This is a genomic window from uncultured Thiodictyon sp., from assembly GCA_903837595.1.
Lineage (GTDB): Bacteria > Pseudomonadota > Gammaproteobacteria > Chromatiales > Chromatiaceae > Thiodictyon.
Window position 1 is genome coordinate 1 of record CAILVI010000461.1, and the last position, 26,937, is coordinate 26,937.

A 26,937-nucleotide genomic window follows, 5' to 3' on the forward strand; every position below is an offset into this window, starting at 1 on the left:
GGCCCCCTGGCCGCGACACGGCAATGACAATCAAGCGCACGCCGCATCGGTGTCCGATGCCTAAAGCTGATGGGGCGTCAGAGCCACGACCATCGCGTCACGGCATCTGGTCGAGACGAATGCGAGCATCACCCGAGGCAGGACGCGCCGTCGCACGCAGCGCCAGCGGCAGGATCAGGGGTAGCGTAACGACTAGCAGGAGGATCTCGGTGCTATAGACGAAGCCATAACCGATGGACGAAGCGCCGATCCCCAAACCGAACGACGCGTGGTGGGTTGCCAGTCCCGCGACGATATCCTTCAACGCACCGCCAACCGCAATCGCGGCCCCGGATGCCGTCGCCTGCACCGCACCCCAGGCACCCAGCGCCAGCCCCCGGTGCTCACGCTCGGCCAACCCCATCGCCGCAATCAGGGTGCCGACCGAGAACAGGCCCCCACCGAAGCCAATGAGCGCGGCCCCGGTCCGAAACACCCAGACCGAATCCAGTGCCGCCGCCGCAATGACCGCGGCAAAGGCGAAGAGCCCGGCCAGCACGCCTAAGGCGGCGACACGGTAGGGGTCACCACCACGCCCCATGAAGCGCCCCGCCAGGGCAAAGGCCAGGAGTGTTCCGCCGGCCATGATGGCCGTGAGCGCCGTGGTACTGGAAACGCTCAGGTGAAGCACCTGGCCACCAAAGGGCTCAAGCAGAATATCCTGCATACTGAATCCAGCGGTGCCAAGGCCAACGACGATCAGCAACCGGCCCGACTGGCCGCCTTGGATGAAGTCGCGCCACGCCTCGCCGAACGGCGGACGTTCCTCCGCTTGCGCCGCGCGCTTGAGATCCACGGCCTCCTGTTTCCACAGGGCGATCAGATTGAAGATGATGGTGGCGACCGCCGCGCCCTGCACTACCGAGATCAATTTGGCCTGCTCGAAACCCTCCAGCAACCGGCCGAAGAGCAGCGCGCTAACCACCATGCCGACCAACAGCGTGACATACAAGAGCGCAACCACGCGTGGCCGGGTGTCTTCCGGCGCGAGGTCCGTCGCCAGGGCCAGCCCGGCAGTCTGGGTGGTGTGCAGCCCGGCGCCCACCAACAGAAACGCCAGGGCACTGAATATCTGACCCAGCACATGCAGCTTGTTGACGTCATCGGCCAACAGCACCAAGGCAAACGGCATGATGGCAAAGCCGCCGAACTGGAGCAGGGTGCCCATCCAGAGATAGGGAACGCGGCGCAGACCGAAGGCCGAGTGGTGGTAGTCCGAGCGGTGGCCGATCAGCGCGCGCAGCGGGGCGAATACCAGCGGCAACGACACCATCAGGGCGACCAGCCAGGCCGAGACGCCCATCTCGACCACCAACACCCGATTGAGGGTGCCATTGAGCAGGACGATGGCCATGCCCACCGAGACCTGAAATAGTGAAAGCCGCAGCAGGCGCTTGAGCGGCAGGTCGGCGCTCGCCACATCGGCGAACGGCAGGAAGCGCGTCAGGAGTTCATTCCAGGCGCGGGCGACTTCTTCTCTTTGGTTCATGAAGGAATGATCTTGGTAGGGCAAGTTGCCAACAGAGGTTCCGCATCCCTCAAGCGCCGGCGCAAGTGCGGCGCTGCGCCGCCGGGGACGGCATGGGTGTGGTCTCAGCGAGTCGCGACGCACGCAATAGTGTGTGGGTCGCGGGAGCGGAGCTGATCGACGCAGGGTCCAGGCTCTGCCCCGGTCACCTGACGATGGACGCACATTGTACGACGATCCTTCGGCTGGGGCGCGGTCGCCTTGGCCGCTGGCGCAAAACGACAACGCGAGCGTGGTTCTCCCCTGCCCCACCCGCGCGCGCCAGACGCGGGCGGCGGGGGACGCTGAACGCGCTCAGCGCCACCCCCGACCGCTTCGCAGCAGTCCAGAAGCCCTTTTAGATCAGGCTCATCCTGGAGTTGACATTGTCATGCGCAATGCGCCCATGCACATAGACGCCTAAGAGATGGAGGAAGACCAGCCCTAAGACCACCAAGCCGATCTGGCTGTGATAATGGAACAGCGTCGTGGCCCACGACTCGTGCGTACCCAAGAAGCTCGTGCCCGGCAGGTTCCACTTGAAGAACTGCACCGGCTTGCCTTTGAACGCAACGGCCAGCACGCCGAGGATCGGCATGACAATCAGCGCCACCAGCGTGAGCCAATGGACGATCTTGCCCACCAGGCGCACCAGCAAGGACTGCGGCGGATCGTAGGCCGGAACCCCGTTGCACCGGCGCAGCCGCAGGATCAAGTAGGCCCCGATCAGGATGACGATGCCGAAACTCTCGTGATACTTAAGGAACAAGCTGGTGTTGTTTTCCCCGAACCACTTTTGAGTACCTTCCACATCAAGGAAAAAGAACAGCATGCCGATAGCCAGCACGCCCAAGGTCGACAGGGCCACGACCCAATGCAAAATGCGGCGGGAAAAGCCATAGCGATTAGTCTGCATAAAATACCCCCAGAATGTGGTGAACCGCGGGTCTGAAATCGACCCTTGATAAGGCTAGCACGACTTGCTGTCCCGTTGCAGCCCCGTTTGACGAACCGGGCCAGGATCTGTTTCACTTCCCGGGTTGCGTGCCACCCGCAAGAGTCCTCGCAACCGCCTACGGGTCGGGCATCGGCACGCGCCCCGAGCGCTAGCCCGACGATAGCACTTGGCCGTTTTCCCGTGTCAACTCGGGCCTTAGTAGTGCCACAATCCCAATTGCCCGAGGCGGCAAAGCAGTGTTGCCGAATAACCGAGCTCAACTCTATGTTATTAGGCGTCCGGGCGTTCTTGAGTCGCCGCCCCGGCAGGATTCTCCGACCCTGCGTTGACCGTGCTATTCAATCCCGTTCATTGATTTGCAGCTATTGCGATGTGGCCGCCGCCACGCAATGGACGCGCCGCAACGGATGGGACCACCCGCTCAATGTTCCCCCCTTGGTGCGCAGCAGTCCCGCCAGCCGATTACCCTGCTTCAGGGGTCTGCCCCGCGGCAACAGCCGATGCAGGGACGCGCGCCCCCGCCCCATCCGGCCAGACACGCCGGAAGTGCTTGATCATCTCCGGCATCAAGGCCTGGGTGCCGGTGCGTGCGAAATGCATACGCAGATACCGCACCGCGTCCCAATGAGCATCCGTCAGGAGCAGGGACCCTCGGATTCGGCTTGAACGCTGGCGAAGGCCGCGGACCAATTCGCCGGATTGACCAGATAGCCCTCGCTGTCGGTCTTCACCACCCGCCCATTGACCCACAGTCGGCGCGTCTGCATTCCCGGGTAGGCGTTGCTGTCGAGCAGTTGACTCGACCGCGTCACGCCGCGTCCTGATCGGGGGCAAGCGGGTCCGATGCCGGCGGCGCCTACCCCGTGCATCGCGCCCCGCTACGCGCCCGCCACGACGACCCGGTTGGGGCCTTGGACCTTGGCCTGGCAGAGGGCGGCATCCGCCCGCGCCAGCAGCAGGGCGGCGTCCGTCTCACCGGCCGCGAGCGCAGCGACTCCGATGCAGACAGAGACCGGCGAAAGCACCACACCGGCGCAACTCAGGCGCAGCTCAGTCAGCGCCTGACGCAACCCATCAAGCCACCCGCGGGCGTCCTCCAGGGAGGTGTCCGGCAGCAAGAGGGCGAACGCATCCCCGGCGTAGCGACAGGCGATGTCGCCACCACGCAGCAACCGGTTGATCAGACCGCCGATCGCCCGCAGGGCCTGGTCCCCCACCGCGGGGCCGTGGTCGTCGTTGCACAACGTGAACCAATCCAGGGCCAGCACCGCAATCACCAATGGCTCCTGGCGGCGCCTACAACTATGTATTTCACGGGGCAGGGTCTCATCCAGATACCGGCGGTTAAAAAGTCCGGTGAGGGGGTTGCGAATCGCCTGATCACGCAGCGCCGTTTGGAGCCGGAGATTGGATAAGACCAGCTTGATCGATTCACCGACCGCCTGGGCGAGGGTACGCAGTTCGCCCAGTGGCACGGCGGGGACCGCCCCAGGCGCGTCGGCACCGACCACCAGGTGCAGAAGCCCCAGGGTTTCCCCGCGCACAGTCAGGGGGACACACAGATAGGAACGCCCAGGGCGATCCTGAACATGGGGGCAATGTACCCCGGTGGCAGGGTCGGCAACCTCGTAAGTCTCACCGCGCCGCAGCGCCCAACAATCGCGCAACGCCAGGACCGCCGGCAGACCCCAACCATCGCCCCAGGAGGCCGCCAGGCGCAGTTCGGGGCCGTCATCCTGCCGCAAGGCCAGGGCGCCCGGATGGGCGGCGAACAGGTCCGCAGCACCCTGGGCAATGATCGCCTCGGCCTCCGACCGAGTCTCACAGGAGAGCAGCCGGTCGTTCATCCGGTTGAGGCCGACCATCCAGGCATCGTGGCGTTGCACGTCGGCCAGGCTGGCGCGCAGGGCGTCCTCGACGGTCTTGTGCAGCTCAATGTCCACCAGCGCCGTCAAGTGCCTGGCGGATTCCACCTCCTCCGCGGTCCAGGGCAAGCTGCGCTGGCGCACCGTTTCGGTCCAGGCGGCGAACGACTTGCGCGGACCGATCCGACCGTCGGCGGCCTGGTCCGTCGCCTTATCCGGATTGCCGGCCCAGGTCACCAGGCGTACCTGCTCGCCGCGAAACCACATGAGCTTCACGAGCGGCGATCCCACCAGCGGAAAGAGGGCCAAGCCAGCCGCAATTGGCGCCAAGTCCGCCGCCGCCGGGACGTGCCGACTCAGGCAGTCAGTCAGGAACACGCCGGAGGGGTCATCCGGGCAACTACCGGTGAGTCCATCGACGATGGCGCGGATGCGCGCCGGGTGAGGGGCGACGCCCCCGATGGTCAACTCGCTGCCGCGGATCAGAGCCGCACCGTCGGCGCCGATGGCACCCAGGACGTCCTTGAGCTCCGGCCCCTGCATCAGGCTGGACAGGCGCGCCCCTGCACGCATGGCCGAGATGACGTTGTTGCGACAAACCTTGAGCCGGGCCGCATAGTGTCGGGTACGAACCTCCTCCGCCAAGGCCAATTGGGTGGCCAGGTCCTGCACCATCCAACCCAGGAGTTCACGCAACCCCCGCCCCAGTCGCCGCGGCCGGGCATGGTGGCAGGAGATCAAGCCCCAGAGCGCGCCGTCACGAATCAGGGCAGAGCTTAAGCTGGCGCGTACGCCCATATTACGCAGATATTCCAGATGGACCGGAGAGACGCTGCGCAAGAGGCTCTTGGTCAGGTCCAGCGGCGCCCCGGCGGACGCGCTACCCACCGCAAGGATGGGCGACTGAACAGCGTCACGGTCGGCGATGACCCGGGTGGGATTGACGAGATAGAGTTGACGCGCCTGGGCCGGGATGTCAGAAGCGGGATAGTGCAGGCCGAGATATGGTTCCAGGGGCATAGCACGCGACTCGGCGATGACCTCGCCGTGCCAGTCCAGGTCGAAACGGTAGACCATGACCCGGTCAAAGCCGGTGAGTTGCTGCAGCAGAGCGGCAACCGCCTGGGCCTTGGCCTCCAGCCCCGGCTCCGCGCGGACCCAATTGAGCGCGCTCATGGCCGGGGCCGGGTCGGCTGCACCCGCAGGATCGTCGCCTATCAATGGCTCCAGCTCCAGCACCACGAGACTACCCGACTGATGGACATAGCCGGCGAGCGCGGAACCATCTCCCGGTGGCTGCCAGGTCAGTCCGGCCGGTATGGCGGGCATGACACGATGGCGGGCCAGCGCTTCGCGTACCGACTGTTCCAGGCCCCTCCCAAGAGTCTCACCCAACTCACGCCCCACCGGCCCCGCGACGTCCATTCCGAGGAGCGCCCGGCAAGTCGGGGTCGCCTGGACGATCCGCAGCCGCTCGCCCGACAGCGCCAAGAGGCAACCATAAGGCTGGATAGAGCCCGGGAGATGAATGGGCTCGCGGTCGCAGACCGTGAGATCAGGTAAGGGCAGCGGGGGATTAGGTTGAGTTTCCATGGGTCTTTGCTCCGGGAGACAGGCGCCGGGTCTGGGCCGATCGCCGCATGCCCGCTGTCCCAAGAGTTCACGCGCGAGCGACTACCAAGGTAAAAAAACGCCGGGACACCAAGTCGGCGGGTACGGCAATGCCAGCGCGTGAACCGGCGGCAACGTCCCGCCCCAACAAGCAAGGTACCCGCCCGACGCGCAGCAACGATGGCCAGCGTCTGAAGCGACAGTATACGGCACGAGAACCGCGGGCGGGGGCTCACCCTGGGCAGGCATTTGGGGACGGCGGTCAACGGGGCATCGAAGGCCGGGGCCAGCCCGGCCGCGCCCATCAGTGCCCGTCAATCGGGACACGCAGGGTCGAACAATCCAGCCGGGACGCCCACCAGGGCCGCAGGCACATACCCCCTTTCACGCGCACTCACCGCTCCGCACCACGCAGCGCACGCTAACGCTTGCGGCTGACGGAACGGACGGCTGTGAGGGATCATCCATGGGCAGCCGCCCATCCCGAGTTGGCAGGTCGACCTAGCCGAACTTTCGCTTGTAGACGACCCAAATGGCCAGTGCGGCGAGCGGCAATGTCACGAGATAGATCGAGAACTGATCAGCAAAGCCGAGACCGACGGCCGTGGCCGCAAGGATGCAGCCCAGTAGCATGAAGGTCCAGTTGAAATGGACGCCCGCCAGGAAGGTACCCAGGGCGAGCAGTAACAGGGAGTAATCGGCGGCCGGCCCCCGGTCGGTGATCCCCTCAAGCTCGAAGAAGAGGACGGTCTGGATGGCGACCAGGGTTCCGAGCCAATGCAGGACCTGGCTTTGAATCATGGTCCAGGCCGGGCCGCCCTGCCCTTTCGCCTGCAACCAACTTCTGCCAATGCTGACGGCCGCGTACACCAGCACTAGCGCCGACCAATAGTACCGGCCGCCCGTGTCCTCGGCCTGGGACACGGCAGCGCCAACGAGGGCAAGCGCTAACAGACCAACAAAGATCCAGAAATCGGCTTGCGGAACTGCCGCACCGAGCCGCTTCAAGGGCGCTAGCTCGGGGTGGCCGCCCGCGCCCGACCGCGTAGTGTTCTCCGACATGGGTGTTCTCTTGAGTTGGATTAGTTGATGGTCGCCCGCCGGGGCGGACGCCGGTGGCTCGGTCAATCAATCGGCGGCCCAAGGGGCGAGGGAGCGGCGTCAGACTGGCCCGACCAAGACTCCACCGGCTCGACTGGATGACTGGGTGCAAGGCGATTGTAGGCCGTCGCGCGGCTGCCATGGAAATAGAAATCGTGCACAGAGACGGAGCGCAACGGGTACCACAAAATGCCAGGCGCTCGGGCGGAACACCGGCAGGCAAATCGATTCGGCTTGGCACCCTCTCCGCTTACAGATGCGCCCAGATTGCCACGAGTTGCCACGAGTTGCCACGGCCCGACTGGCGCGGGATTGGCGCTCTCTGGGACAGGTACTTGGGCCGTTTGGCAAGTCTGGGGCGGCTTGTTTGCCCCACTGACATCCCGGTCGGCGAGTTGCCTCGTGCGCCCTACGCATCCAGACAGCTCTTGGCTATAATTGCCACGTGGCAACACTGGCGACACGGGAACCGGATGATCAGCCCAGACAAGACCGATGTAGAACTTCGGAATCAGAGCGTCCGAGGTTATTGTCATCCCGTCGACGACCCGCTCGGCTGGGCCGAGGCAGCGCTGCGGTATATTGCGGACGAACGCGGTCGCAATCCCCGTTACACACAAAAGGCGGCCGCCCAACAATTGGGAATCGCTTACACAACATTGGCGCACGGCTTACGCATGGTCAATCGGTTGCGAGAGACGGCACGGGAGGCATTGAGAGCAGGGCTACTCACGTTGGGGCATGGCAAGGCGCTGGCGGCCTTTGCGGGGATTGAACAGGACGAGATGGTGGCGCGGCTCGTACGCTGCGGCGCATCGGTACGAGCCGCCGAGGAGGCCGCAGCGGGCCGCAGCGGTCGGCAGCCAATGACCAGCCGCGGCAGCTGCGAGCCTGACGTTGATCTGATGTACCTGGAGGAGCGGATCAGCGCGGTGACCGGGGGGCCGGTATCCATCGAGTACGCGCAGGACAAGCAGCGGGGGCGGGTGGTCCTCGCCTTCGCCGATCACCAGGGGCTCGAGACTGTGCTCGGGTGCCTTGGGGTCACGCTTGCTGGGACCGAGACCGGCCCAGGGGGGCGCCCTGGGCCGAGATAGCACGCCCCTGTAGAGGAACGGCGCAGTGCAAGGGCACGCGGCGCACAGCATGGCTTTTTCCTCTTTCAAGCGCTGCACCGAATGCCGAAATTTCCAAGAAAACGACATGTTTTACAATCTGTTGCAAGAGAATTGTCAGTTGACAATTGGCCCCCGCAAACAGCCGCGGCTACTTGGACGGCGCATAGTGCCGTTCAACGATCGCAGTCAACGCGGCCACCACCTCCGCCGTGTCCGCCCCGCTCTTCCCGTCCACCTGGATCACCAACCCGCCCCGTCCGTGTCGACGGACCACGGCACACACCTTGCCGCTATCCTTCGCTGACACCGTCTCCAGGGTCGCCGTCGCCTTGATGCCTTTCGGTTCTGCCGCCGCACTTGTCAGTATCCGCACGAGGTCCGGCGCACTGGGCTTCTCCGACCACCCAGCGAGCTCCTGCGCCTTTTCGATCACCGTCGCGCGGGTCCTACCACTGAGCAGTGGCTTGATCACCCGCGCCTGATTGACCGTAATTTCCCGGACGTCGCGCACCGCCATCACCACGGCAGACTCCAGCCTCGCCAAGTCCAGATAGCGACTCAACCAGCCCTCCGATCGCTCCAGATTCATCGCCATCTGCTTCTGGCTGCCTTCATAGTACAGGTCCAGCGCCTGCAGGTAATCCACCGCCCGTTCAAAATCACTGAGGTCTAACCGATGTCGGTTCTCGATATCCGACAGCCGAAAGGCCTCCAGATCAGTCAGCTCCCGTTCCTCAATCAGGAAATCATATTTCAGAAACCGCGCCGTCCAGTGCCGGCGCGCCCCGGAGATGACTTCATATTCATGGTCACTGCCACCGGCTACCCGTCGCACGATCGCCGGAAATTCCTGCCCACCTTGTTGCCTGAAGCCCTCAATCAGGTCACCGCAGGATTCCGGCGACAGCAGATCGTACCGGCGGTTGTGTCGCGCCCAGATACGGCAGCGATCCGGGTCCACCCGCCGCACCACGCGCGTAATCTTCTTGCCCGATGACACCTCCCAGATCGCCCCTTCGCGCCCGGCCAGGATACCGACGTTAGGTGCCGACACTCCCCGTTGCGGCACGTCCGGCGGCAACGGCTGCGCCGGTTCACTCGCCGTCACCCGACCGCCCGCGAGCGCCTTGAACATCTCCCCAGTGGAACCTTTAGCTGTCATCTACTTCCCCAGACCGAATTGATTACATGAGCCCCTGGGCGCGCAGCGCCTTGTGGTGGCTCGGCCAGGTCGCCCGCACGAGATTCAGAATCTCAGCATTCACCAGGTCAAACAGCATCGTCGCCCGGCTCAAGGTCTTTCTGTTTGCCGAGGTCTTTTCCAGCTCGTAGACCGTTCTCATCATGACCCCCGCGTTGTCCACCGCGGCGGAGTCGTGCATCCGCGCCTGCATCAGATAACTGCCAAAGCTCGCCTGGAGATGATCGGCCAGTTGGATATGCACGGGTTTGCCTTCGTTCATCCGCGTCATCAGCACCTTGACGAACTTGGAGCGCACGATCCCCACCCGCCGCTCGATCACATCCAGCGTCTCATTGAGCATCTGGATAAACGACACGGTGCTGTAAAAGTCCAAAAGACCAAGGGACATCGGGATGATCAGCGCGTTACTCGCGTACAACGCGTTCAGGCTGATCATGCCGAGTGAGGGCGGTGGGTCGATCACCACCACGTCGAAGTTGACCGCAATCGTGTCGATGCCCTCTTTCAAGCGATCCAACTTGGCGGTTCCCGCTGCCAGGGTGTATTCAGACCGATACAGGTGCAGGTTGGCCGGCACCAGATAGACCCCATCAAAGTAGGTCGGCCGCACCGCATAGGCCAAGTCCGTCCGATCCCCCTCCAGGTAGGGCAGGAGCGTCTCCTCCGCCCCCAGGTCCGCCTCCGGTACATAGCCAAAGATCGCCGTCGAGGACGCCTGCGGATCACAATCCACCAGCAACACCCGCAGCCCCTGCCGCGCCAGATACTGAGTCAGGTGAACCGCGGTCGTTGTCTTGCCCGACCCACCCTTGAAGGATTGACAGCCGATCACAACGGGTTCTTCATCCTGTGCGCGCCGCAGTCGGGTACCAAGGACATCACGCGCCGAGTTGATCTGGGACAGGGTGTAGCCGACCCGCTTCCCGTTGCGCCCGATCTCCGGGGTGGGCAGTCGTCCTTCCGCCTCCGCATCACGGATGGTCTGGTCACTGCGGCCGATCAACTCCGCCGCCTCACGCATCGCATAGAGGCGGGTATCACGCTTCACGTGGTCAGGGGCCAGGTTGTAATCTTTGAGTTGATCCCGTACCCCTTGGATACGACCCAGGAGGTCTTCAATCGATCGCTTCGCACGCATCAGGTTCCTCTCCTCAAGTGGATTTGGCCCAATTAAAGCACTATCCTCAGATTTGGCCAATCACGACTTGACGAAACCGCCTTCCAGTGTCTATCTTATGGCCTGAAACTTCACGTTTTTCCCAAGCTTCCCATGCATGATGACCCACCCGACGGGGGCCCCAGGGACCTGAAGCGCACCCTGGCACGTCTGGAGCGCCAGGCGCGGGAACGTACCGCCAAAAACGCGCCTGATGCCTCCACCGCTCCGGCGACCAGCCCCCGCGGCCGGCCGGCGCGCCGCACCAGCAACGGCACCCCCGGACCGAAGGTCATCGCCGAGGCCAATGCACGCCTGGAGCGTTTTCTGCGCGAGCGGGGAGTGGAACAGTTTGAACTCTTTCCCTCCGCCGAGTACCCGACACCCTTGACGCGCCTGCCTCTGTTCCCCCCGATACAGCGCAGTACCGCCCGCGAACTGGCCGCGGCGTCAGACTGGATTACCTTGGAGTCCCGCTGGGACGGGGGAGGGGTTTACAAGGCCGGGCCAGCGCTCACGGTGTACGACGAAGACACCCTGTTCGGCCTGATGAACATGCGCCAGCAGGGCATGACTGGGCCCGCCGATCGCCTACCCATCGCCGCCCCACCAACCATCGCCGTCAGCGGGCTGGCCCCGGGGAACGCGGTGCGCGTCCATGCACTGTACTGCCTGGTGTCACAACTCGAAACCGTGATTCAAGGCTACACACCGCCCCGCGGCTGGGGCGGGCGGGCCATCGCCAAGCGCCGTGAGAGCATGGACAACCTGGCCGCCATCACGCTCAAGTTTCAGAAGCCCAAGGGTGGCGACGCCTTCCACGGTAAACCGGTTCAGCTACTCTTCATCGAGTATGTCGCAACCGCCGAGGACGCCTGTTACTACGTCCAGTTTCACCCCTTGGTCTCCCAGTGGCTGGAGGAGTACCGCACCTTCCTGGACTTCGACATCCGTCGCCAGCTTTCCCCGTTGGGCAAGGCCATGCACCGCTCACTCGCCAGCCAACGCAGCAACCAAACCTTCTCCATTCCACTCACCGAGTTCTTCGCCAGCATCGGCGCCTTCGGCGAGCTGCGCGACCGCAAGCGCGAGGCCATCACGCAGCTCGAGCGACTCAAGGAACTGCTGTTTCTGGAGCAATTTACGATTACCGGAACCGGGCGCCGCACACCCTGGATACTCGCCGTGACCTTCGTTCAACGACGCTGATCACACGAGTCGACCGTCGCGCCGTCCCTTTTCCCACGGAAGCAATGCTCTTCAGCCACCCGCGTCGCACGAACCGCCCCGCGACCAAGACCGCAACCGCTAATCCCTGCGAGGAACCATAACGCACACCGTCCCTTTTCCCACGATAAGCAGTCCCCGGGGTAGCCAAGCACCAGGAACGCGTCCGCCGCACCCGGCCAAGGCCCTGTGACCGTCCTCTTTCCCACGAAGCAAGACTATCCCGGGATAAGGGCGGCACCCACCCCACTCCCCCGGCCCCGCAGACACCACTTGCATAGCGGCAAAACGCGGCTGCAAACGGCCGCCCCGGCCACGACAACACATTGTTTTCTTTCAGTGAATGCGGTTATTCTGGCGCCGTGCCCACCCATCCTGCTAACCCCCCAAGCAGGATCCTACCCATCCATAACACCGCCCTCTTTCCCACGAAACCCGAAAGCCCCACCTCCGATCAATCAGCCATCCCGTCCAATCCCCAACCCGCGCACCCCGACACGCTGGTCAGATTGTCGACAGAGCAAACAAGCCATTTTCAGGAAAAACGGCCTGACCAACGGCCTACAAGCCGCCTGAGAAGCCAGCAATTCCGCCCCAACCACTTGCAGGCCGTGTCCACCTTGCGACCTGAACGCGCGCGCCCTCCCATAGCCACCGCCACCTTGACTCATTCGTGAAGCTGCCGCTTGAGCAAAGCTCCCTAACCCCGCCCCGACAGAGCGCCCCTCGCACCATCCCGACGGGGACCGCCGCTAACATGCAAAGCCCCCCGTCGCCCTGTCCTTCCCACCCGTAGCCCCGCAACCCGGCCCACCGAACCCACGCCGCATCCGTAAACCCCTCCCCCTCCACCCCAACCAGCCACCTCTGCCGCCCCTCTGGCACCGTCCATTTTCCCACGAAACTGGCGCCATAAGCTTTTATAACAACCTCTTACGAATATACCTCGCCGCGACCCGAGTCCCGAGCCCCCGCCGGGGCACAAGCGCAATCCCATCGCGCTCAGGGCGAATCCACTCCCCAGCGGCGCCCAACTCCACCCCCACGAAGCCATCCCCACCGTCCTCTTTCCCACGTAGTGGAACCCGCTGCACCCACTTATCCACAGAGGCACCGCCCACCTTCCCACGCAGCACCGTCCTCTTTCCCCTTATCCCTCGTCCTTCTTCCCACGATCCACCGCCCGTCTTCCCACGAAACGCCGTCTCTTTTCCCACGAAGCAAACATAAATCGCTTTTCAGGTTATTGATCTTAAAATCCCATTTTCGCCTTCCGCCGCTCCTAGTATTTCTTAGTACTCTCTTAGTACCTAAGTTAGTACCGCGGCAGTGGCCGCCTCAATCTCTTTTCAAATTTACGAATCCACGCAACTCTCCTGCCTGACCACCTATCCGCTTCCCTCTTCCGCATCACAGCAACCGCCTAAGGCCTCTTGCCCTCCCCCAACCATCTTGCGGAATCCATCTCCCAGGCTTCCCCCCTTCCCGTGTCTCACCAGGCTTAACATCCGGCGCCTGCAACCTTCATTTCCGTCCGGATCACAATTCCTTCGCCACACCCGATCAGGATGCGTCACATCATCCTGACGGCGACCCATGCGGCCCACCGCCGCGCGTACACGTATAAGCCCCAGCCATTGCTGGATCGGACCAACGCGAGGGATGTGAGGAGTGCGTCATGATCGCCATGCGCAACCGGATGCTTCGAGTGTGGCTATCTGTCGCTCGCACCTGGTCCAGCAGACCACGCGTTCGGGAGTCGCCTGCGCCTGCCACACCAAAGCCGCCCAGCACCGTTGCACGGCCCTATTCCGAAGCCGGGCACCCCATTGCCCCGTCCCGGGACTCCGAGCCCTCCAGCGGCCTCTGCCGACCCGCTCGACGACCAACGCTGGATCAAATTGGTCACCGACTGCGTCGACCTGTTCGACGCAGTCCACTGCCATCTGGAACGTCTCGATCCCGCAGGACTCGAGCTCGCCGAACACGCCTGTTTACGGCTGCAAGAGATCCTGCACATCCCAGGAATGCCGCGATCATGGCGGGCCTCGGCGGCACCGTTGCAGTTGGTCTTGCGGCCGAGGCGACTTCAGCCACCTTCTTTGCGTCCGCTCTATTTCTCCCCTTGGCCGTTGGTGCGGCCCTCTGGGTACTGATGCAAGGACGCACGGGCTGGACGCGGACCGCGGGAGTCCAGCTCAAACGCGCCCAGCAGGAGCTGGACAAGCACCTCAGCGACGTCAGAGACCAGGTGCGCCGCTGCTACTTCGATGTCGACTCCGCGGCCCGCCGACACCAGAGTCTGATGAACGCGCATTTCCATCAGTTCACGGACATGATTGGCGATTACCTGCAACGCATTGTGCATGAGCAATCCGAGGAGGACAGCCCCGAGCTGGCCCGCCTGACGGAACAGGCCAAGCTGGATGAGCAACAGCGCGCCGCCACCTGCCTGGCGGAGCTGCGCGGGCAATTGGTGCCGTGGGGCCAGGTAGGGCAGGGTATCCAGCGGATCATCCGGGAGCTGACCGGCATTGAGCAGACACTGGCGGGACTGGGTCAGCCCCCGGTCGAGGAGCAACAGGCATGAGTACCGCCACCATCGGCATCGACTTCGGCGCCACCACCAGCAGCATGGCCTGGGTGAACCCGCGAGGCCAAGGTCATCAAGAACGCCGAGGGCGAGGAGAAGACACCCTCGGTGGTCTGGTTCGGCACGGACGCCGAACTGGTCGGTACCCCGGCCGAGCAGATGCTAGAGGACGAAGACGAGTGCCCCCGGGTCGTCCAGAGCATCCGCGTGAGTTGCTCAACGCCCCCACCCTGGCCCCGCCCGGTCGGCGGGTCAAGGCGGTCGAGGTCGAGGTCGCTGCCGCGATCTTCACCAAGCTCAAGCGTCACGCCGAGGAGCTGCACTTCCACGCCCCAGTGGACCGCGCCGTGGTGACCTGTCCCGCCGCCTTCGACATCCTGGAGCGCGAGCCGATCGAGCAGGCGGCGCGGCTCGCCGGTTTCACCGAGGTGCGGACCTTGGAGGAACCGGTGGCGGCGGCCCTGGCCGATAGCCGTGCCGGTCTTGGTGTGGGTCGGCATGTGCTGGTCTATGACCTGGGCGGCGGGACCTTCGACCTGGGCTGCGGCCGTCTATCGCCGGAAGCCGCGCATGAGCGCCATCCAGGAGGAAATCGTCCAGGTTCTGGCGAAATCGGCCGACCACCTGCGCATCCCCGGTCTGCCCGGCCCCTCGCCGATGAACAAGCCGCCCTGGCCGGGAAGGTCTACGCCCCCTGCGTGGTCGCGGTCGTCGGCCGGGTGAAGGCGGGCAAGAGCACCTTCATCAATGCACTGCTCGGCGCCCGGGAGGACCTGGCGACCGTGGGCACCACCGAGACCACGGCCACCATCAACTATTTCCGCTATGGCCGTCCCGCCGAGCCCGAGCGGCCGGTGCGCTGCTATTGGCGCGCTGGCGGCTATGAGGACTGCCCCGCGAACCTTCTGCGCCAATTGCAGGGCACTGACCTGGAGATGCTGCGCCGGGCCGAGGGGATCGATCACCTGGAATACCGGCTCGAGCTCGATTACCTGTGCCGGGTGACCCTGGTGGATACCCCCGGTACGGGCGCCGTGGTGGACGAACACCAGGGGCGCACCGCCGAGTACATGCGTCTCTATGGCCAACTGCGCGAGCGCCACGACCGCGAGACCCAGCAGATCGGGGAGAGCAGCGACGCCATCATCTAGCTGATCGGTGCGGAGGCGCGTGCCACCGACCGCGACTTTCTGGAGGAGTTCGGTCAGGCGACCCAGGGGACCTCCCGGGCGCTGAACGCCGTCGGGGACATGGCCAAGATCGACCATTCGATGACTGTCCATTGAGCACGGACGAGCGTCGTGCGCTCCTGGGCGGCCTGAACTGGACCGTCTTCACGACCGTTGCGCGGCTCGCGGCCGACCCGTCCCTCGATCTGCCTGAGGTCGCGGCGCGGTTGTCGCGGATCGCCGGATTCCGGCCGCTCGGTGAGATGCTGGAGAGCCATTTCCTGAAACGCAGCGAGTTCCTGCGCTGTTAACGCCTCATCGGGGATGCACGTCGGCTGATCAGCGGCATCCGTTACCAGCGCCTCCCGGCGCTGCGCCAGCGTGAGCGCGACGAGTCGGCGCGCCGGGCGATCGGGCGGTGGCCGCCGAAACTGGCCGAATGGGTGGGGCGGGCCGCGGCGCCCACTGCCGCGCTGGTGGCCGCGGCGGTCGATGCGGTCGATCGTGACCTGGGGCGAGTCTTTCACCAACTGGAGGAGTACAACGCCGACTTCGAGGCATTACAGACCCTGGAGCAGCAGGACGCGGGGACCTTTAGCGGGGAGGAGCAGGACGAACTGCGCCGCCTGCTGGGACAATACGGTTAGGGGCGCGCGGACCGGCTGCCGTTGGACCGCGCCTAGGATACCGGCTACGTAGAGCAACGCCAGCAGCACTGGCGCGACCTCAGCATCCGCGACCGGGCGCCCGCCCGGCGGGTGGTCGCCGAGCGGGCGGTGGCGCGACTCGGGTTGTTGCTGGACGCGTTGGCGGGCTAAGGCGATTTCCAGATATCTCATACCGCAAAAGAGGTGCTCACGGCAGGATCGGTCGAGCGGCGCTGTAGGGTGGATAAGGCGTGCCCATGGGGCCGGGGTGCGCCGCATCCACCAATCCGCGGAGCCGGCGGGGTGGTGGATGCGCTTCGCTTATCCACCCTACTGGGATGATTTTTTCCGGAAATCACCTAAGACCAGCCGCCTCGGATTAACCCTGCGGAAGGGCTTGCCCGAGGATAGCGATTTCCGCAATCCAATACAGGTCAGGGTAGGCCCCGCGTGCCATCCGCGCCCGTCTGGAAGGCCACAACCCGCTCGATCAGCCAGTCCCAGGCGTCTTGCTCCCGTGGCCCGGCGGTCTTGTCCACGGCGATGCGCAAGTAGTCGATCACCCGTAGGACCTGACCCATTGGCAGGCGGTCCAGTCGGCTGACGAGGATTGCCAACTCCAGGACCGACGCCTGGGCGCGGTTGAAGCCCATGAATGGGCTGTGGGTCTGCGTGAACACCGGGCGGCAGATCAGCCGGGGGCGCTCCGGGTCCTCTTTGACCGTTTCCAGTTCCACCTCGGTATGCGCCAGGCTCTCGGCCAGGCGCGACACCGGGACCTGTTGCGCATCCACCAGCGGCCAGTCGGTGCGTCCGCTCAGGCAGCCGGCAAAGATGCGCACGTCGTCCGTGTAGTTCACCACCGCCGAGCGACCCGCGAGCAGATTGTCCAGGGTGGTCGAGGGCCGGAAGGGGGCGATGATGATGTGTTGCCCGGTGTGACGGATGCCCATCGGCGCCATGTGTGCGCGGCCGTCGGGGTGGCGGGTGGTGATGATGACTTCTTGGATCATGGCTGGGTTCTGGTCTTGGTATCAGGGCTTACCGTGAAAGTCGCGCCGGGAGCGCGCTCCAATTCTCCCTCCCCTATTGGGGGAGGGCCGGGGAGGGGAACGGCCCAGGCGCCCGCCACATTCATCGTTCGGGGTGGTGCGGGCGCCATGGTCGTTAGTCCCGGTGTTTTCGGGTGGTCCCGACCGGGGCGTAATGGTTCAAATCCGCCACTGCAGAGGATAGTACACAACCCCAGCGCAGTGGTTGGTCCTGGACATAGCGCTTGCCGAGTTGATGGGCGATCTGTGCGCGGGCGAGTTCGACGCCCAGATAAAAGGCGTGCCCGGCGTCCTGCTCCACCCCCAGGTGGGGGTAGAGCGCAAAGGGGTCGTCGGCGGTATGCAAGCCGTCCCGGTTAAAACAGTGGATACCCTCGGCACTGACCTGGATCCGGTAGTTGGGGTCGCGGATGGCGGCGGCCAGCGCGCGGATTTCGGCAGACTCGGCAGGGTAGGGGGCTCGTTCATGGACGGCGGTCAGGCCGCCGTCGATCTGTTTGGGCAGGCTGCCTTGCTGTCGCGCCCAGTGCATGATGCGGCGTGCCCGGTCGGCCTCGCGGATGGCGGTACGACAGTGTGGGCTGACCTGGGTGGTGAGGATGTTGCCGATGGCGAGTTCCGAGACCAAGCCCATCAGGACGGCGTTGATACCGGTGGTGTCCGCTTCGGTAAGCTCGGTCAGGTTGGCGACCCCCATCAGCATCGGCGCCGTCGGGTGAGACTGGCGTAGGCGGTGATAGCGCACAATCGAGTCGGTGAAACCGAAATGGATCGGATCAAGGATCGGGTCGGCCAGGTAGGGCCTCCCCACCGCCTCCAGCCGCGCCATGGCCCGTTCCAGCGAGGGCAGGTCGCCGGGTCGCTTGGGTACCAGTACCGGGCAGGCGGTCACCTGGTCTGCGATCCACAAACTATCCTCGTCGAGGCTCAAGAGGAAGTCAGCCCCGGCGTGCCCGCCGGCCAGCAACTCCTGCGGCTGCATCGAGTCCACGCTGACCAGGGCGCCGGTCGCCTTGAGTGCTCGCACGCTGGCATCCAAGTGGTCGAACGGGGTATCCGGCACGCACCCCAGGTCGATCACGTCGGCCCCGTCGGCCCGGAAGGCGGCGGCCTGCTCCAGAATCCGCGCGACACTCAGTCGCGGCGCATCGACGATCTCGGCGAAGATGCGCACGTCATAGGCGCTCAGATCCGGCACCCGGCCGGCCAGGCCGAAGTAACGGGGCAGGTCGATCAGCTCATCCGGTCCGCGCTCCACCGGGCACCCAAAGTGTCGGCTTAGCGCCTCCAGGTCCCCGCGGCAGCGCCCGGGGATGATGATCCGATCCGCCCCCGCGGTGTCGGTGAGCCGCCGCCGGATCAGGTCCGCGGTCATCAGGGCGGCCACCTTGACCCCGAGAGGTCGCACGGACCAGGTCGTCGCTCCCAAGTCCAGACCATCCATGACGCGCCGCAGCGCACCCTCGGCGAGTTGGCCGGTGAGTAACAGGAGGTGCTCGCTCACCTGCGGTTCCTCATGCGGGCGTCGCCAGGGCGGCCACCAGCGCCGCGACACTGTCCACCACGGTCGTGTACTCGAAACCGTGCAGCCGCTCCACGTTCGCCAGATCGACCCGGCGCGGATACACCATGACCTGACCGCCGGGGGCCGCGGTCTCCAGCGCCGGCGCGGTATCGCAGGCAAAGACGATGCTCGGGACCCGGCACTTGCCGGCCTGGGCGTAAATGTTGGTCACCAGAGTGTCGGAGATGCCACAGACCATCTTGGCGACCGTGTTGGAGGTGGCCGGCGCGACCACCAACCGGGAGTAGACACCCTGATAGAAGCGCCCGACCGCCGGGGCGCTGGCGGTGGTGTCGTGGTAGCAAGGGAGGCGTTCACGCAGGCGCTTGAGGTCGATGCCATACATGCTCAGCACCTCGGCCGCGGCGCGGCTGACAAATAGGTCCACATCGGTGCGTGACTCCACTAGATCCAGGCATTCCTGGAGGTAATGGCCGGAGCCGGTGAGGGCCCAGGCGAGTCGCGGGGTAGCGGGGTGCTTCATGGCGCGGCCTTGGCTCTTGGTGGAAGCGGTGTGCGTCGCGGCGACGTCTTTGCCCGTTGCTTGCTCCACAGTCTATCAAATGTCTGATAGTGTGCCTGCCTCAGCGCCGGCCGCCCCTGATGCTGCCTCGCCGCGCTGCACATCAGGCTGATCAACAAGGCACGAAACAAAGCGTGGATATCCAACACCTCATCATGTCCTCCCAATTCCTCTGGGCCACCGGCCTGGGGCTCTATGTCCTCGTGGTGCTGTTCCTGACCCGTATCCCCTATCAGGCGATGGTCGATCGCGGCATGGAGCCGATCCGCGCGGTCTATTACACCCGCAAGATCGTCCACATGCTGGCCGGCGGGGTAGGGTCCCTGGCCGTGCCGCTGGTCTTCACCGATCTCTGGTATCCCTTGGTCGCCGGCCTCCTGCTGACCCTGTTCACCTGGCTCCCCCATCGCCTGGGCGTGCTGATGTACTGGTTCCAGACGCCGGAGAATACCAACGACGTCAAGTTTGCCCTGATGTGGGCAGTCTCCGTCTCCGCCCTGTGGTGGCTGCTGGGCGACCCCTGGCTCGCCATCCTGCCCGCACTCTACATGGCCTTCGGCGACGGCGTGACCGGCATCGCCCGCAACGCCCTGGTGCGCCGACGCTCCAAGAGCCCCATCGGCAACGTCTTCATGCTGATTGTTTGTGTGCCGCTCGGCTGGGTGATCGGCGGCCATGCCGATCCATCGATCCCGTGGTGGGGGGTGACCTCGGCCGTGGTGGCGACCTGGGTGGAGCGCTACGAATTCGGTCCCATCGACGACAACGTACTGATTACGCTCGCAGCGAGCGCGGTGCTTTTGCTGGGGTCCGTCGTCGGGCGTCTCGCTTGAACACCGGCGTTGAGTCAGCCTAACCACCGACCACCTGGCGGCGGCTGGCCGACAGCCTGTCGACGCTCCACGCGCGCAGGTCGCTACAGTGGCAGAATAGGCACCTTCGTCTTGCCCGCTCCTCCCGCGACGTTTTCCTCCGGGGGTGGGATCGTTTGCCACGGCACCCGTATGAGGGCCGTCTCAGTCATCAGCCAGGGGCACGCCGCCCCTGCGTCCGGAGTGCTCCATGAGGTCGACGTTTTTGCGCGGGATCGCGCTCTTGATCGGTATTGCCCTGGTGGGCGGTTGCGACAAGCCAGCCGGGTCGAGTCCGGCCGCCGGTCCGGGGGCGGCTAAACCGCCGCCCCCGGAGGTGTCGGTGCTGGTGGCCCACGCCCAGTCGGTACCGCTCACCCGGGAACTGGTCGGTCGCCTGGCCGCGACCCGCTCGGCGCAGGTACGGGCACGGGTCGCGGGGGTCCTGTTAGAGCGGGTCTACACGGAGGGAACGGACGTCACGCCGGGTCAGGTGCTGTTTCGCATCGATCCGGCCCGCCTGCAGGCCCAGGTCAATGAGCGGGAGGCGGCCCTGGTTCGGGCCGAGGCGGATGCCACCAACGCCGCGCTGATCGCCAAGCGTTACGTCGAGTTGCGAGAGAAGAAGACGATGTCGCAACAGGACCTGGACACCGCGCAGGCGACGGAACGCACCACCGCCGCGGCGGTCAAACAGGCGCGTGCCAATCTGGACGCTGTCCGCCTGGAACTGGGCTATGCGACGGTCACCGCCCCCATTGCCGGTCGTGCCGGTCGCGCACTGGTCACCGAGGGCACCCTGGTGGGGCAGGGAGAGGCGACCCTGCTGACCACGGTGGATCGGATCGACCCGATCTATGTCAATTTCAGCCGGTCACTGGCCGAACTCGCGGACCTGCGTAAGGCCGCGGCACCTGGTTCTAAGGGGGGCGCTGGGACCCAGGTCGAGTTGCTGTTGCCGGATGGCACCCCCTACGCCCACCGTGGGACCTTGGACTTTTCTGACCTGGCCGTGGACCCGAATACCGGCGCACTTTCGCTGCGTGCCACCATGCCCAATCCTGACAAGCTCCTGTTGCCCGGGATGTTCGTCACCCTGCGCCTCACCGTGGGGCAGGTGGAACAGGCCTTCCTGCTGCCCCAGCCGGCCCTGGCCCGGGACGCCCAGGGTGCCTATCTGCTGGTGGTGGACGACACCGGCAAGGTCATCCAGCGGCGGGTCGATACGCGCGGCATGACCCGTAAGGAGTGGATTCTGACCGGTGACCTCAAGGACGGCGAGCAGGTCATCGTCGCCGGGCTCCAGAAGGTCAAGCCCGGGGATGTGGCGCGAATCGCGGTAACACCCGCGGCCCCGGCGACCGCTGCCGACAAGCCCAAGGCCGAGGCCCCACCGACGGCCGCGCAGGGATCGAAATAGCTCATGCCACGATTCTTCATCGACCGGCCCATCTTCGCCTGGGTCATTGCCATTCTCATCACACTGGCGGGCGGAATCGCCGCCTTCAACTTGCCGGTATCGGCCTATCCGCCGATCGCCCCGCCGCAGATCAGCATCACCGCCTCCTACCCCGGGGCAAGCGCGGAGGTCATGGAGAAGACTGTCACCTCGGTCATCGAGCAACAGCTCACCGGGGTGGACAACCTGATCTATTTTGACTCCACCTCCCGCGGCGTCGGCCTTGCCACCATCACCTTGACCTTCCAGACCGGCACCAATCCGGATATCGCCCAGGTCCAGGTGCAGAATCGTCTAAGCGTCGCCGAGCCGCGTCTGCCCCGCGAGGTGGTGCAAAACGGCATGGTGGTGGCCAAGGCCAACGCCGACTTTCTGATGGCGGTAGCCCTGCGCTCCACCGACCCCGCGTTGGATAGCAACGCTTTAGACAACTTGATCACCGCACAGATCCTGGACCCCATCCGGCGGCTCCCCGGGGTCGGCGGGGCGACCCAGTTCGGCTCCGGCTATGCCATGCGCATCTGGCTCGACCCGGACAGACTGCGCGGCTTCGGACTCAGCGCGGCCCAAACCCTGGCGGCGGTGCGTGCACAGAACGTCCAGGTGGCGGCGGGCGCCATCGGTTCCATGCCGGCCCTGCCCGGTCAGGGCTTCACCGCCTCGGTGACTGCCGCCGGCCGCTTCACCACGACGGATGAGTTCGGCGAGATCATCCTGCGCGCCAATCCGGACGGCAGCCGCGTACAGTTGAAGGACGTCGCGCGCATCGCCCTGGGGGCCGAGTCATTCGGGCGCGATGTCCATTTGGGTGGGGACTCAGTGGCCGGTTTTGCGATCCAGCTCGCCCCGGAGGCCAATGCACTTGAGGTAGCTGCGGCGGTCCGCGCCAAACTGGACGAGTTAATGCGTTATCTCCCCGCCGGGGTGTCCTGGCTCAGCCCTTATGACAGCACGGCGTTTGTGCGCATCTCCATTCAGGAGGTGGTCAAGACCCTGGCGGAGGCGGTGGTCCTGGTCTTTTTTGTCATCCTGCTGTTCCTGCAAAACCTGCGCGCCACCCTGATTCCGACCCTGGTGGTGCCGGTGGCGCTCACCGGGGCCTTCGCCGGAATGTATCTGTTCGGCTTCTCGATCAATGTGTTGAGCCTCTTTGCCCTAGTGCTGGCCATCGGCCTGGTGGTAGATGATGCCATCGTGGTGGTGGAGAACGTGGAACGCCTCATGACCGAGGAGGGGCTGTCGCCCAAGGAGGCGGCGCGCAAGGGGATGGACCAGATCACCGGCGCGGTGATCGCCATGACGCTGGTGCTGGCCGCGGTCTTCATCCCGATGGCCCTGGTGGGCGGGAGCGTCGGGGTCATCTACCGCCAGTTCTCACTCACCATCGTCATTTCCATGGGCATTTCCGCGCTCATGGCCCTCAGCTTCACCCCCGCCTTGTGCGCGACTCTATTGCGGCCAGTCCATGAACCGAATTGGTTCCTGCGCGGCTTCAACCGCGGCTACAACGCCATTGCCGGGGCCTATCTGCGGCGGGTCGCCAAGGCCGTCCGCCATACCCCACGCTGGATGGTCTCCTTCTTCGCCTTGGTGGCCCTCGCCGGTTTTCTCTTTACGCAACTGCCGTCGAGCTTTCTGCCGGAAGAGGACCAGGGCTATGCCTTCGCGATCATCCAGTTGCCCCCCGGGGCGACCATGCAGCGCACCACCGAGGTCTTGCAGGAGGCGGACAAGATCCTCCGGGCCAATCCGGCGGTGGATAAGGCGATGCTGGTGGCCGGATTCAGCTTCGTGGGGCAGGGAGAAAACGTCGGTCTGGGCTTTATCCGACTCAAGGACTGGGACCTGCGCACCAAACCCGCGGAGCAGATCAAGGCCTTCATCCCGGCCATCAACGGTGCCCTGCAAAAGGTCAAGGGGGCACGCATCTTCGTGGTCAACATGCCGACGGTGCGCGGGCTCGGCCGCTTTGGCGGCTTCGACTTCCGCCTGCAGGACCGTGCCGGTCTCGGCCACGCCCAGTTGATGCAGGCGCGCAATATGCTCCTCGGCGCGGCGGCCAAGAACCCGGATCTGGCTGGCGTGCGCCCCAATCAACTCGAGGACGGCCCCGAGGTGAAATTCACCGTGGACCGCCTCCAGGCGCAGGCCATGGGACTGGACCTGACTGACATCTATAGCGCTATCCAGCTCATGCTGGCCCCGGTCTATGCCAATGACTTCAACTACCAGGGGCGTGTGCTCAAGGTGCTGCTCCAGGCCGATGCCGCATTCCGCAGCCGCCCGGAGGATCTCAGTCACTATTTTATCCCCAGCCGCCAGGGCGGCCTGGATGCCATGGTGCCGCTGAGCTCGGTGGTCACACCCGAATGGGCACTGGCCGCGCCGGCCATCGATCACTATAACGGTTTTGAGGCCATCCAGATCAACGGCGGACCGTCCCCGGGTCACAGCTCGGGCCAAGCCATGGCGGCGATGCAGGAGATCGTGGCGCGCAATCTCCCCCCGGGCATCGGCTATGAATGGTCCGGCTCCTCGCTCCAGGAGATCATCTCCGGCAAGCAGGCACCCATCCTGTTCGTGCTGTCATTGCTGGTGGTCTTCCTGGCACTCGCTGCGCTCTATGAGAGTTGGTCGATCCCGGCGGCGGTGATGCTGGTGGTGCCCTTGGGGGTCCTGGGGGCCTTGTCATTCACCTGGCTGCGGGGGCTGGAGAACGACGTCTATTTCAAGGTTGGCTTGATCGCAGTCATCGGACTCTCGGCCAAGAACGCCATCCTGATTATTGAATTCGCCAACACCTTGCACCAGTCCGGCCGCACGGTACTGGATGCCGTTATGGAGGCTGCGCGGCTGCGTTTTCGCCCCATCCTCATGACCTCGATCGCCTTTATCCTGGGCGTCACCCCGCTGGTCATCTCCAGCGGCGCCGGCGCCAACAGTCGCCACGCCATCGGTACCGGCGTCATGGGCGGGATGCTCGGTGCCACCCTGCTCGGGGTGCTGTTCGTACCGGTCTTCTATGTGGTCGTGCAGCGGTTGTTGGGCGACCGGTTGGAAGGGACGCAGGAGGAGCAACCAGCCGATATCGGTGCCTTAGACCTAAATAAGAAGATACCGCCTGTTGACGTGTAATCTGCCCCCTCCCCCCGTGTGGGGGAGGGCTGGGGTGGGGGGCTGAACCCTTACAGCAGGCCCTTGTTATGACCATCGCTGGAGAACAACCGCCATGCCCGCGAAGGAAGCAACAGCGCGCATCAAGATCAACAAGCTGCTGGAAGCCGCGGGTTGGCGATTCTTTGCCGATGGCGGCCGACCGGCCAACATCCGCCTCGAGCCGGGTTTCATACTCAAGGCCTCCGACCTGGATGCCCTTGGCTCCAACTTTGAAAAGGCCAGCCGCGGCTTTATCGACTTCCTGTTGCTGAATGCGCAGGGATTCCCGCTGATCGTGCTGGAGGCTAAGGCCGAGGACAAGAACCCACTGATCGGCAAGGAACAGGCGCGCAAATATGCCAAGTCGCTGAACTGTCGGTTTGTCATACTCTCCAACGGCAATCTGCACTATTTCTGGGATCTCGCGCGCGGCAATCCCTATCTCATCACCTCGTTCCCGACCCCTGAGTCAGTCCTTGGGTATCAAAAGGTAACGCCCGACCCGCAGCGCCTCATCGACGAGCCGGTCGGCGACGACTACATCGCGCTGACGCAGCGCCCGGCCTACCAGTCCGAGGCCGCGTGGCGCAATCCCGCGGAGCGTCCAGACTACATAAAAACCAACAAACTGCGCTTTCTGCGCCCCTATCAGCTCAAAGGCGTCCATGTACTGCAATGGGCCGTGCGCGAGGGCAAGGATCGCTTCCTCTTCGAGATGGCCACCGGAACCGGCAAGACCCTGATTGCCGCCGCCGTGATCAATTTCGATCTGGTGATCTCCGACGAGGCGCATCGCTCCATCGGCGGCAATGCCCGCGCCGTCTTCGACTATTTCATTGGCTACAAACTGGGCCTGACCGCCACCCCACGCGACTATCTCAAACGCTTCGACAGCGCCGATCCGACCATCCGCGATCCGCGCGAGGCCGAGCGCCGCCTGTTGCTCGATACCTATCGCACCTTTGGCTGCGAGAACAGCCAGCCGACCTATCGCTACTCGCTGCTCGATGGCGTGAAAGAGGGGTACCTGATCAACCCGCTGGTGGTGGACGCCCGCACCGATATCACCACCGCCCTGCTTTCCGAAGAAGGCTTTGTCGTCGCCGGCACAGACGACACCGGCGATGACCAGCAGGAGACTTACAAGCAGCGGGAGTTTGAAAAGCGCTTTTTCTCCGAGGCCACCAATCAGCTCTTCTGCAAGACCTTTCTGGAGAATGCCCTACGCGACCCGGTCAGCGGCGAGATCGGTAAGTCCATCCTCTTTGCGGTGAGCCAACATCATGCCGGCAAGTTCACCCAGATCCTCAATCAAATGGCAGACCGCCTCTTCCCCGGTAAATATCAGTCGGACTTTGCGGTTCAGGTGACCTCGCAGGTCCCGGACGCGCAGCAATTCACGATCAATTTCACGAACAACAGCCTGCTCGGTTCGGGTAACTTCCTGCCCGCCTATAAATCCAGCAAGGCGCGCGTCTGTGTGACGGTCGGCATGATGACCACTGGCTATGACAGTCCGGATATACTCAATCTTGGCCTGTTGCGCCCGATCTTTTCACCCACCGACTTCATCCAGATCAAGGGTCGCGGCACCCGCAGACACAACTTTCTGGATCAGCTCTTTGATGACAGGATCAAGGACGGCGTGGTGCAGCCCGAAAAGACCGCCTTCAAGCTCTTCGACTTCTTCGCCAACTGCGAGTATTTCGAGACCGAGTTCAACTACGACGAGGTGCTCAAGCTGCCGCGCCCGCAGGGCCTGGGTGGCGAAGGCGGGGCGGGTCCAGGCCCGACCGGCGGGGGTGCCTATGAACATCTTGGCGGCGACATCATCGCCTCGCTTCGGGTCGAACAGATCACCGCCGAGGGGATGAGGATCGACCGCATGTTCTTCGAAAAATTCGAGGACAGCGTACGCGAGAACCCGGAGATCGTCGCCGCCATCGCGGCCGGGCAGTGGGACCGGGTCATCGACTATGTGAACCGCGAGGTCTTCGACCGACCAGAGGAATACTATACGCTGGACAAATTGCGCAAGGCTGCCGCCGTAGACCGGCGCCTGACCTTGCGGGAGATCCTGGAATAGGTCTTTGGTCTCATCCCCCGCTTCAAGTCCAGGGATGAACTGCTGGAGGAT

Annotated in this window: 20 protein-coding genes; 10 read left to right on the top strand and 10 right to left on the bottom strand. The window is 64.5% G+C overall.

Annotated features, from left to right (window positions below; translation table 11 throughout):
- Positions 1–97 precede the first annotated feature (97 nt).
- From QZY44_RS27445 to QZY44_RS27465, 5 genes are all read right to left on the bottom strand, one after another.
- Positions 98–1,528 (bottom strand): BCD family MFS transporter, encoded by a 1,431-nt coding sequence (locus tag QZY44_RS27445; RefSeq protein ID WP_295455602.1) that lies wholly within the window; start codon positions 1,526–1,528, stop codon positions 98–100.
- 376 nt (positions 1,529–1,904) lie between these two features.
- Positions 1,905–2,462 (bottom strand): cytochrome b/b6 domain-containing protein, encoded by a 558-nt coding sequence (locus QZY44_RS27450; RefSeq protein ID WP_295455604.1) that lies wholly within the window; start codon positions 2,460–2,462, stop codon positions 1,905–1,907.
- 677 nt (positions 2,463–3,139) lie between these two features.
- Complete coding sequence (locus QZY44_RS27455; protein ID WP_295455606.1) at positions 3,140–3,316, bottom strand: hypothetical protein; 177 nt, start codon at positions 3,314–3,316, stop codon at positions 3,140–3,142.
- A gap of 66 nt (positions 3,317–3,382) precedes the next feature.
- Positions 3,383–5,962, bottom strand: coding sequence for a diguanylate cyclase (locus QZY44_RS27460; RefSeq protein ID WP_295455608.1), 2,580 nt, complete (start codon positions 5,960–5,962; stop codon positions 3,383–3,385).
- A gap of 519 nt (positions 5,963–6,481) precedes the next feature.
- Entirely contained in the window at positions 6,482–7,042 is a 561-nt protein-coding gene (locus tag QZY44_RS27465) for a hypothetical protein (RefSeq protein WP_295455610.1), read from the bottom strand.
- Positions 7,043–7,554: 512 nt separating this feature from the next.
- On the opposite strand from QZY44_RS27465, the gene QZY44_RS27470 reads away from it, so the two are divergent.
- On the top strand, positions 7,555–8,178 hold the full coding sequence (locus tag QZY44_RS27470; protein WP_295455612.1) for a hypothetical protein: 624 nt from the start codon (positions 7,555–7,557) through the stop codon (positions 8,176–8,178).
- Between the two features lie 169 nt (positions 8,179–8,347).
- On the opposite strand, the gene QZY44_RS27475 is transcribed toward QZY44_RS27470, so the two are convergent.
- Both QZY44_RS27475 and QZY44_RS27480 read right to left on the bottom strand, forming a co-directional pair.
- Positions 8,348–9,361: a ParB/RepB/Spo0J family partition protein gene (locus QZY44_RS27475; RefSeq protein ID WP_295455614.1), complete on the bottom strand. Its 1,014-nt coding sequence runs from the start codon at positions 9,359–9,361 to the stop codon at positions 8,348–8,350.
- Between the two features lie 22 nt (positions 9,362–9,383).
- A complete protein-coding gene (locus QZY44_RS27480) occupies positions 9,384–10,541 on the bottom strand; it encodes an AAA family ATPase (RefSeq protein ID WP_295455616.1) in 1,158 nt (385 codons plus the stop codon).
- Positions 10,542–10,673: 132 nt separating this feature from the next.
- Here QZY44_RS27480 and QZY44_RS27485 point away from each other — a divergent pair, with 132 nt between their 5' ends.
- The 5 genes from QZY44_RS27485 (at position 10,674) to QZY44_RS27505 (ending at position 16,195) form a co-directional block, all read left to right on the top strand.
- Entirely contained in the window at positions 10,674–11,768 is a 1,095-nt protein-coding gene (locus QZY44_RS27485) for a hypothetical protein (protein WP_295455620.1), read from the top strand.
- A gap of 2,056 nt (positions 11,769–13,824) precedes the next feature.
- Positions 13,825–14,376 (top strand): hypothetical protein, encoded by a 552-nt coding sequence (locus QZY44_RS27490; RefSeq protein WP_295455622.1) that lies wholly within the window; start codon positions 13,825–13,827, stop codon positions 14,374–14,376.
- Positions 14,377–14,558: 182 nt separating this feature from the next.
- Positions 14,559–15,530 carry an Hsp70 family protein gene (locus QZY44_RS27495; RefSeq protein WP_295455624.1) on the top strand — a complete coding sequence of 324 codons (972 nt, stop codon included), beginning with the start codon at positions 14,559–14,561 and terminating at the stop codon, positions 15,528–15,530.
- A 131-nt stretch (positions 15,531–15,661) separates the two neighbouring features.
- Positions 15,662–15,859 (top strand): hypothetical protein, encoded by a 198-nt coding sequence (locus tag QZY44_RS27500; RefSeq protein ID WP_295455626.1) that lies wholly within the window; start codon positions 15,662–15,664, stop codon positions 15,857–15,859.
- Positions 15,860–15,991: 132 nt separating this feature from the next.
- Positions 15,992–16,195 (top strand): hypothetical protein, encoded by a 204-nt coding sequence (locus tag QZY44_RS27505; protein WP_295455628.1) that lies wholly within the window; start codon positions 15,992–15,994, stop codon positions 16,193–16,195.
- A gap of 434 nt (positions 16,196–16,629) precedes the next feature.
- On the opposite strand, the gene QZY44_RS27510 is transcribed toward QZY44_RS27505, so the two are convergent.
- From QZY44_RS27510 to QZY44_RS27520, 3 genes are all read right to left on the bottom strand, one after another.
- Positions 16,630–17,208, bottom strand: coding sequence for a DUF447 domain-containing protein (locus QZY44_RS27510; RefSeq protein WP_295455630.1), 579 nt, complete (start codon positions 17,206–17,208; stop codon positions 16,630–16,632).
- A 154-nt stretch (positions 17,209–17,362) separates the two neighbouring features.
- Positions 17,363–18,751, bottom strand: a complete 1,389-nt coding sequence (locus QZY44_RS27515) for a DUF6513 domain-containing protein (RefSeq protein ID WP_295455633.1) — start codon at positions 18,749–18,751, stop codon at positions 17,363–17,365.
- Positions 18,752–18,761: 10 nt separating this feature from the next.
- The gene (locus tag QZY44_RS27520) at positions 18,762–19,295 is read right to left on the bottom strand and encodes a flavoprotein (RefSeq protein ID WP_295455635.1); all 534 of its coding nucleotides are present in this window, start codon (positions 19,293–19,295) and stop codon (positions 18,762–18,764) included.
- A gap of 194 nt (positions 19,296–19,489) precedes the next feature.
- Between QZY44_RS27520 and QZY44_RS27525 the strand changes: the two genes are divergently transcribed.
- From QZY44_RS27525 to QZY44_RS27540, 4 genes are all read left to right on the top strand, one after another.
- Positions 19,490–20,167, top strand: coding sequence for a hypothetical protein (locus QZY44_RS27525; protein ID WP_295455655.1), 678 nt, complete (start codon positions 19,490–19,492; stop codon positions 20,165–20,167).
- Between the two features lie 229 nt (positions 20,168–20,396).
- Positions 20,397–21,605: an efflux RND transporter periplasmic adaptor subunit gene (locus QZY44_RS27530; protein WP_295455637.1), complete on the top strand. Its 1,209-nt coding sequence runs from the start codon at positions 20,397–20,399 to the stop codon at positions 21,603–21,605.
- Between the two features lie 3 nt (positions 21,606–21,608).
- Positions 21,609–24,779 (top strand): efflux RND transporter permease subunit, encoded by a 3,171-nt coding sequence (locus QZY44_RS27535; protein ID WP_295455639.1) that lies wholly within the window; start codon positions 21,609–21,611, stop codon positions 24,777–24,779.
- Positions 24,780–24,873: 94 nt separating this feature from the next.
- Positions 24,874–26,886 carry a DEAD/DEAH box helicase family protein gene (locus QZY44_RS27540; RefSeq protein WP_295455641.1) on the top strand — a complete coding sequence of 671 codons (2,013 nt, stop codon included), beginning with the start codon at positions 24,874–24,876 and terminating at the stop codon, positions 26,884–26,886.
- Positions 26,887–26,937 lie beyond the last annotated feature (51 nt).

Coding starts and splice junctions, on each gene's coding strand:
- QZY44_RS27445 (WP_295455602.1), bottom strand. CDS start 1,528: ATGAACCAAAGAGAAGAAGTCGCCCGCGCCTGGAATGAACTCCTGACG.
- QZY44_RS27450 (WP_295455604.1), bottom strand. CDS start 2,462: ATGCAGACTAATCGCTATGGCTTTTCCCGCCGCATTTTGCATTGGGTC.
- QZY44_RS27460 (WP_295455608.1), bottom strand. CDS start 5,962: ATGGAAACTCAACCTAATCCCCCGCTGCCCTTACCTGATCTCACGGTC.
- QZY44_RS27465 (WP_295455610.1), bottom strand. CDS start 7,042: ATGTCGGAGAACACTACGCGGTCGGGCGCGGGCGGCCACCCCGAGCTA.
- QZY44_RS27470 (WP_295455612.1), top strand. CDS start 7,555: ATGATCAGCCCAGACAAGACCGATGTAGAACTTCGGAATCAGAGCGTC.
- QZY44_RS27475 (WP_295455614.1), bottom strand. CDS start 9,361: ATGACAGCTAAAGGTTCCACTGGGGAGATGTTCAAGGCGCTCGCGGGC.
- QZY44_RS27480 (WP_295455616.1), bottom strand. CDS start 10,541: ATGCGTGCGAAGCGATCGATTGAAGACCTCCTGGGTCGTATCCAAGGG.
- QZY44_RS27485 (WP_295455620.1), top strand. CDS start 10,674: ATGCATGATGACCCACCCGACGGGGGCCCCAGGGACCTGAAGCGCACC.
- QZY44_RS27490 (WP_295455622.1), top strand. CDS start 13,825: ATGGCGGGCCTCGGCGGCACCGTTGCAGTTGGTCTTGCGGCCGAGGCG.
- QZY44_RS27510 (WP_295455630.1), bottom strand. CDS start 17,208: ATGATCCAAGAAGTCATCATCACCACCCGCCACCCCGACGGCCGCGCA.
- QZY44_RS27520 (WP_295455635.1), bottom strand. CDS start 19,295: ATGAAGCACCCCGCTACCCCGCGACTCGCCTGGGCCCTCACCGGCTCC.
- QZY44_RS27525 (WP_295455655.1), top strand. CDS start 19,490: ATGTCCTCCCAATTCCTCTGGGCCACCGGCCTGGGGCTCTATGTCCTC.
- QZY44_RS27530 (WP_295455637.1), top strand. CDS start 20,397: ATGAGGTCGACGTTTTTGCGCGGGATCGCGCTCTTGATCGGTATTGCC.
- QZY44_RS27535 (WP_295455639.1), top strand. CDS start 21,609: ATGCCACGATTCTTCATCGACCGGCCCATCTTCGCCTGGGTCATTGCC.
- QZY44_RS27540 (WP_295455641.1), top strand. CDS start 24,874: ATGCCCGCGAAGGAAGCAACAGCGCGCATCAAGATCAACAAGCTGCTG.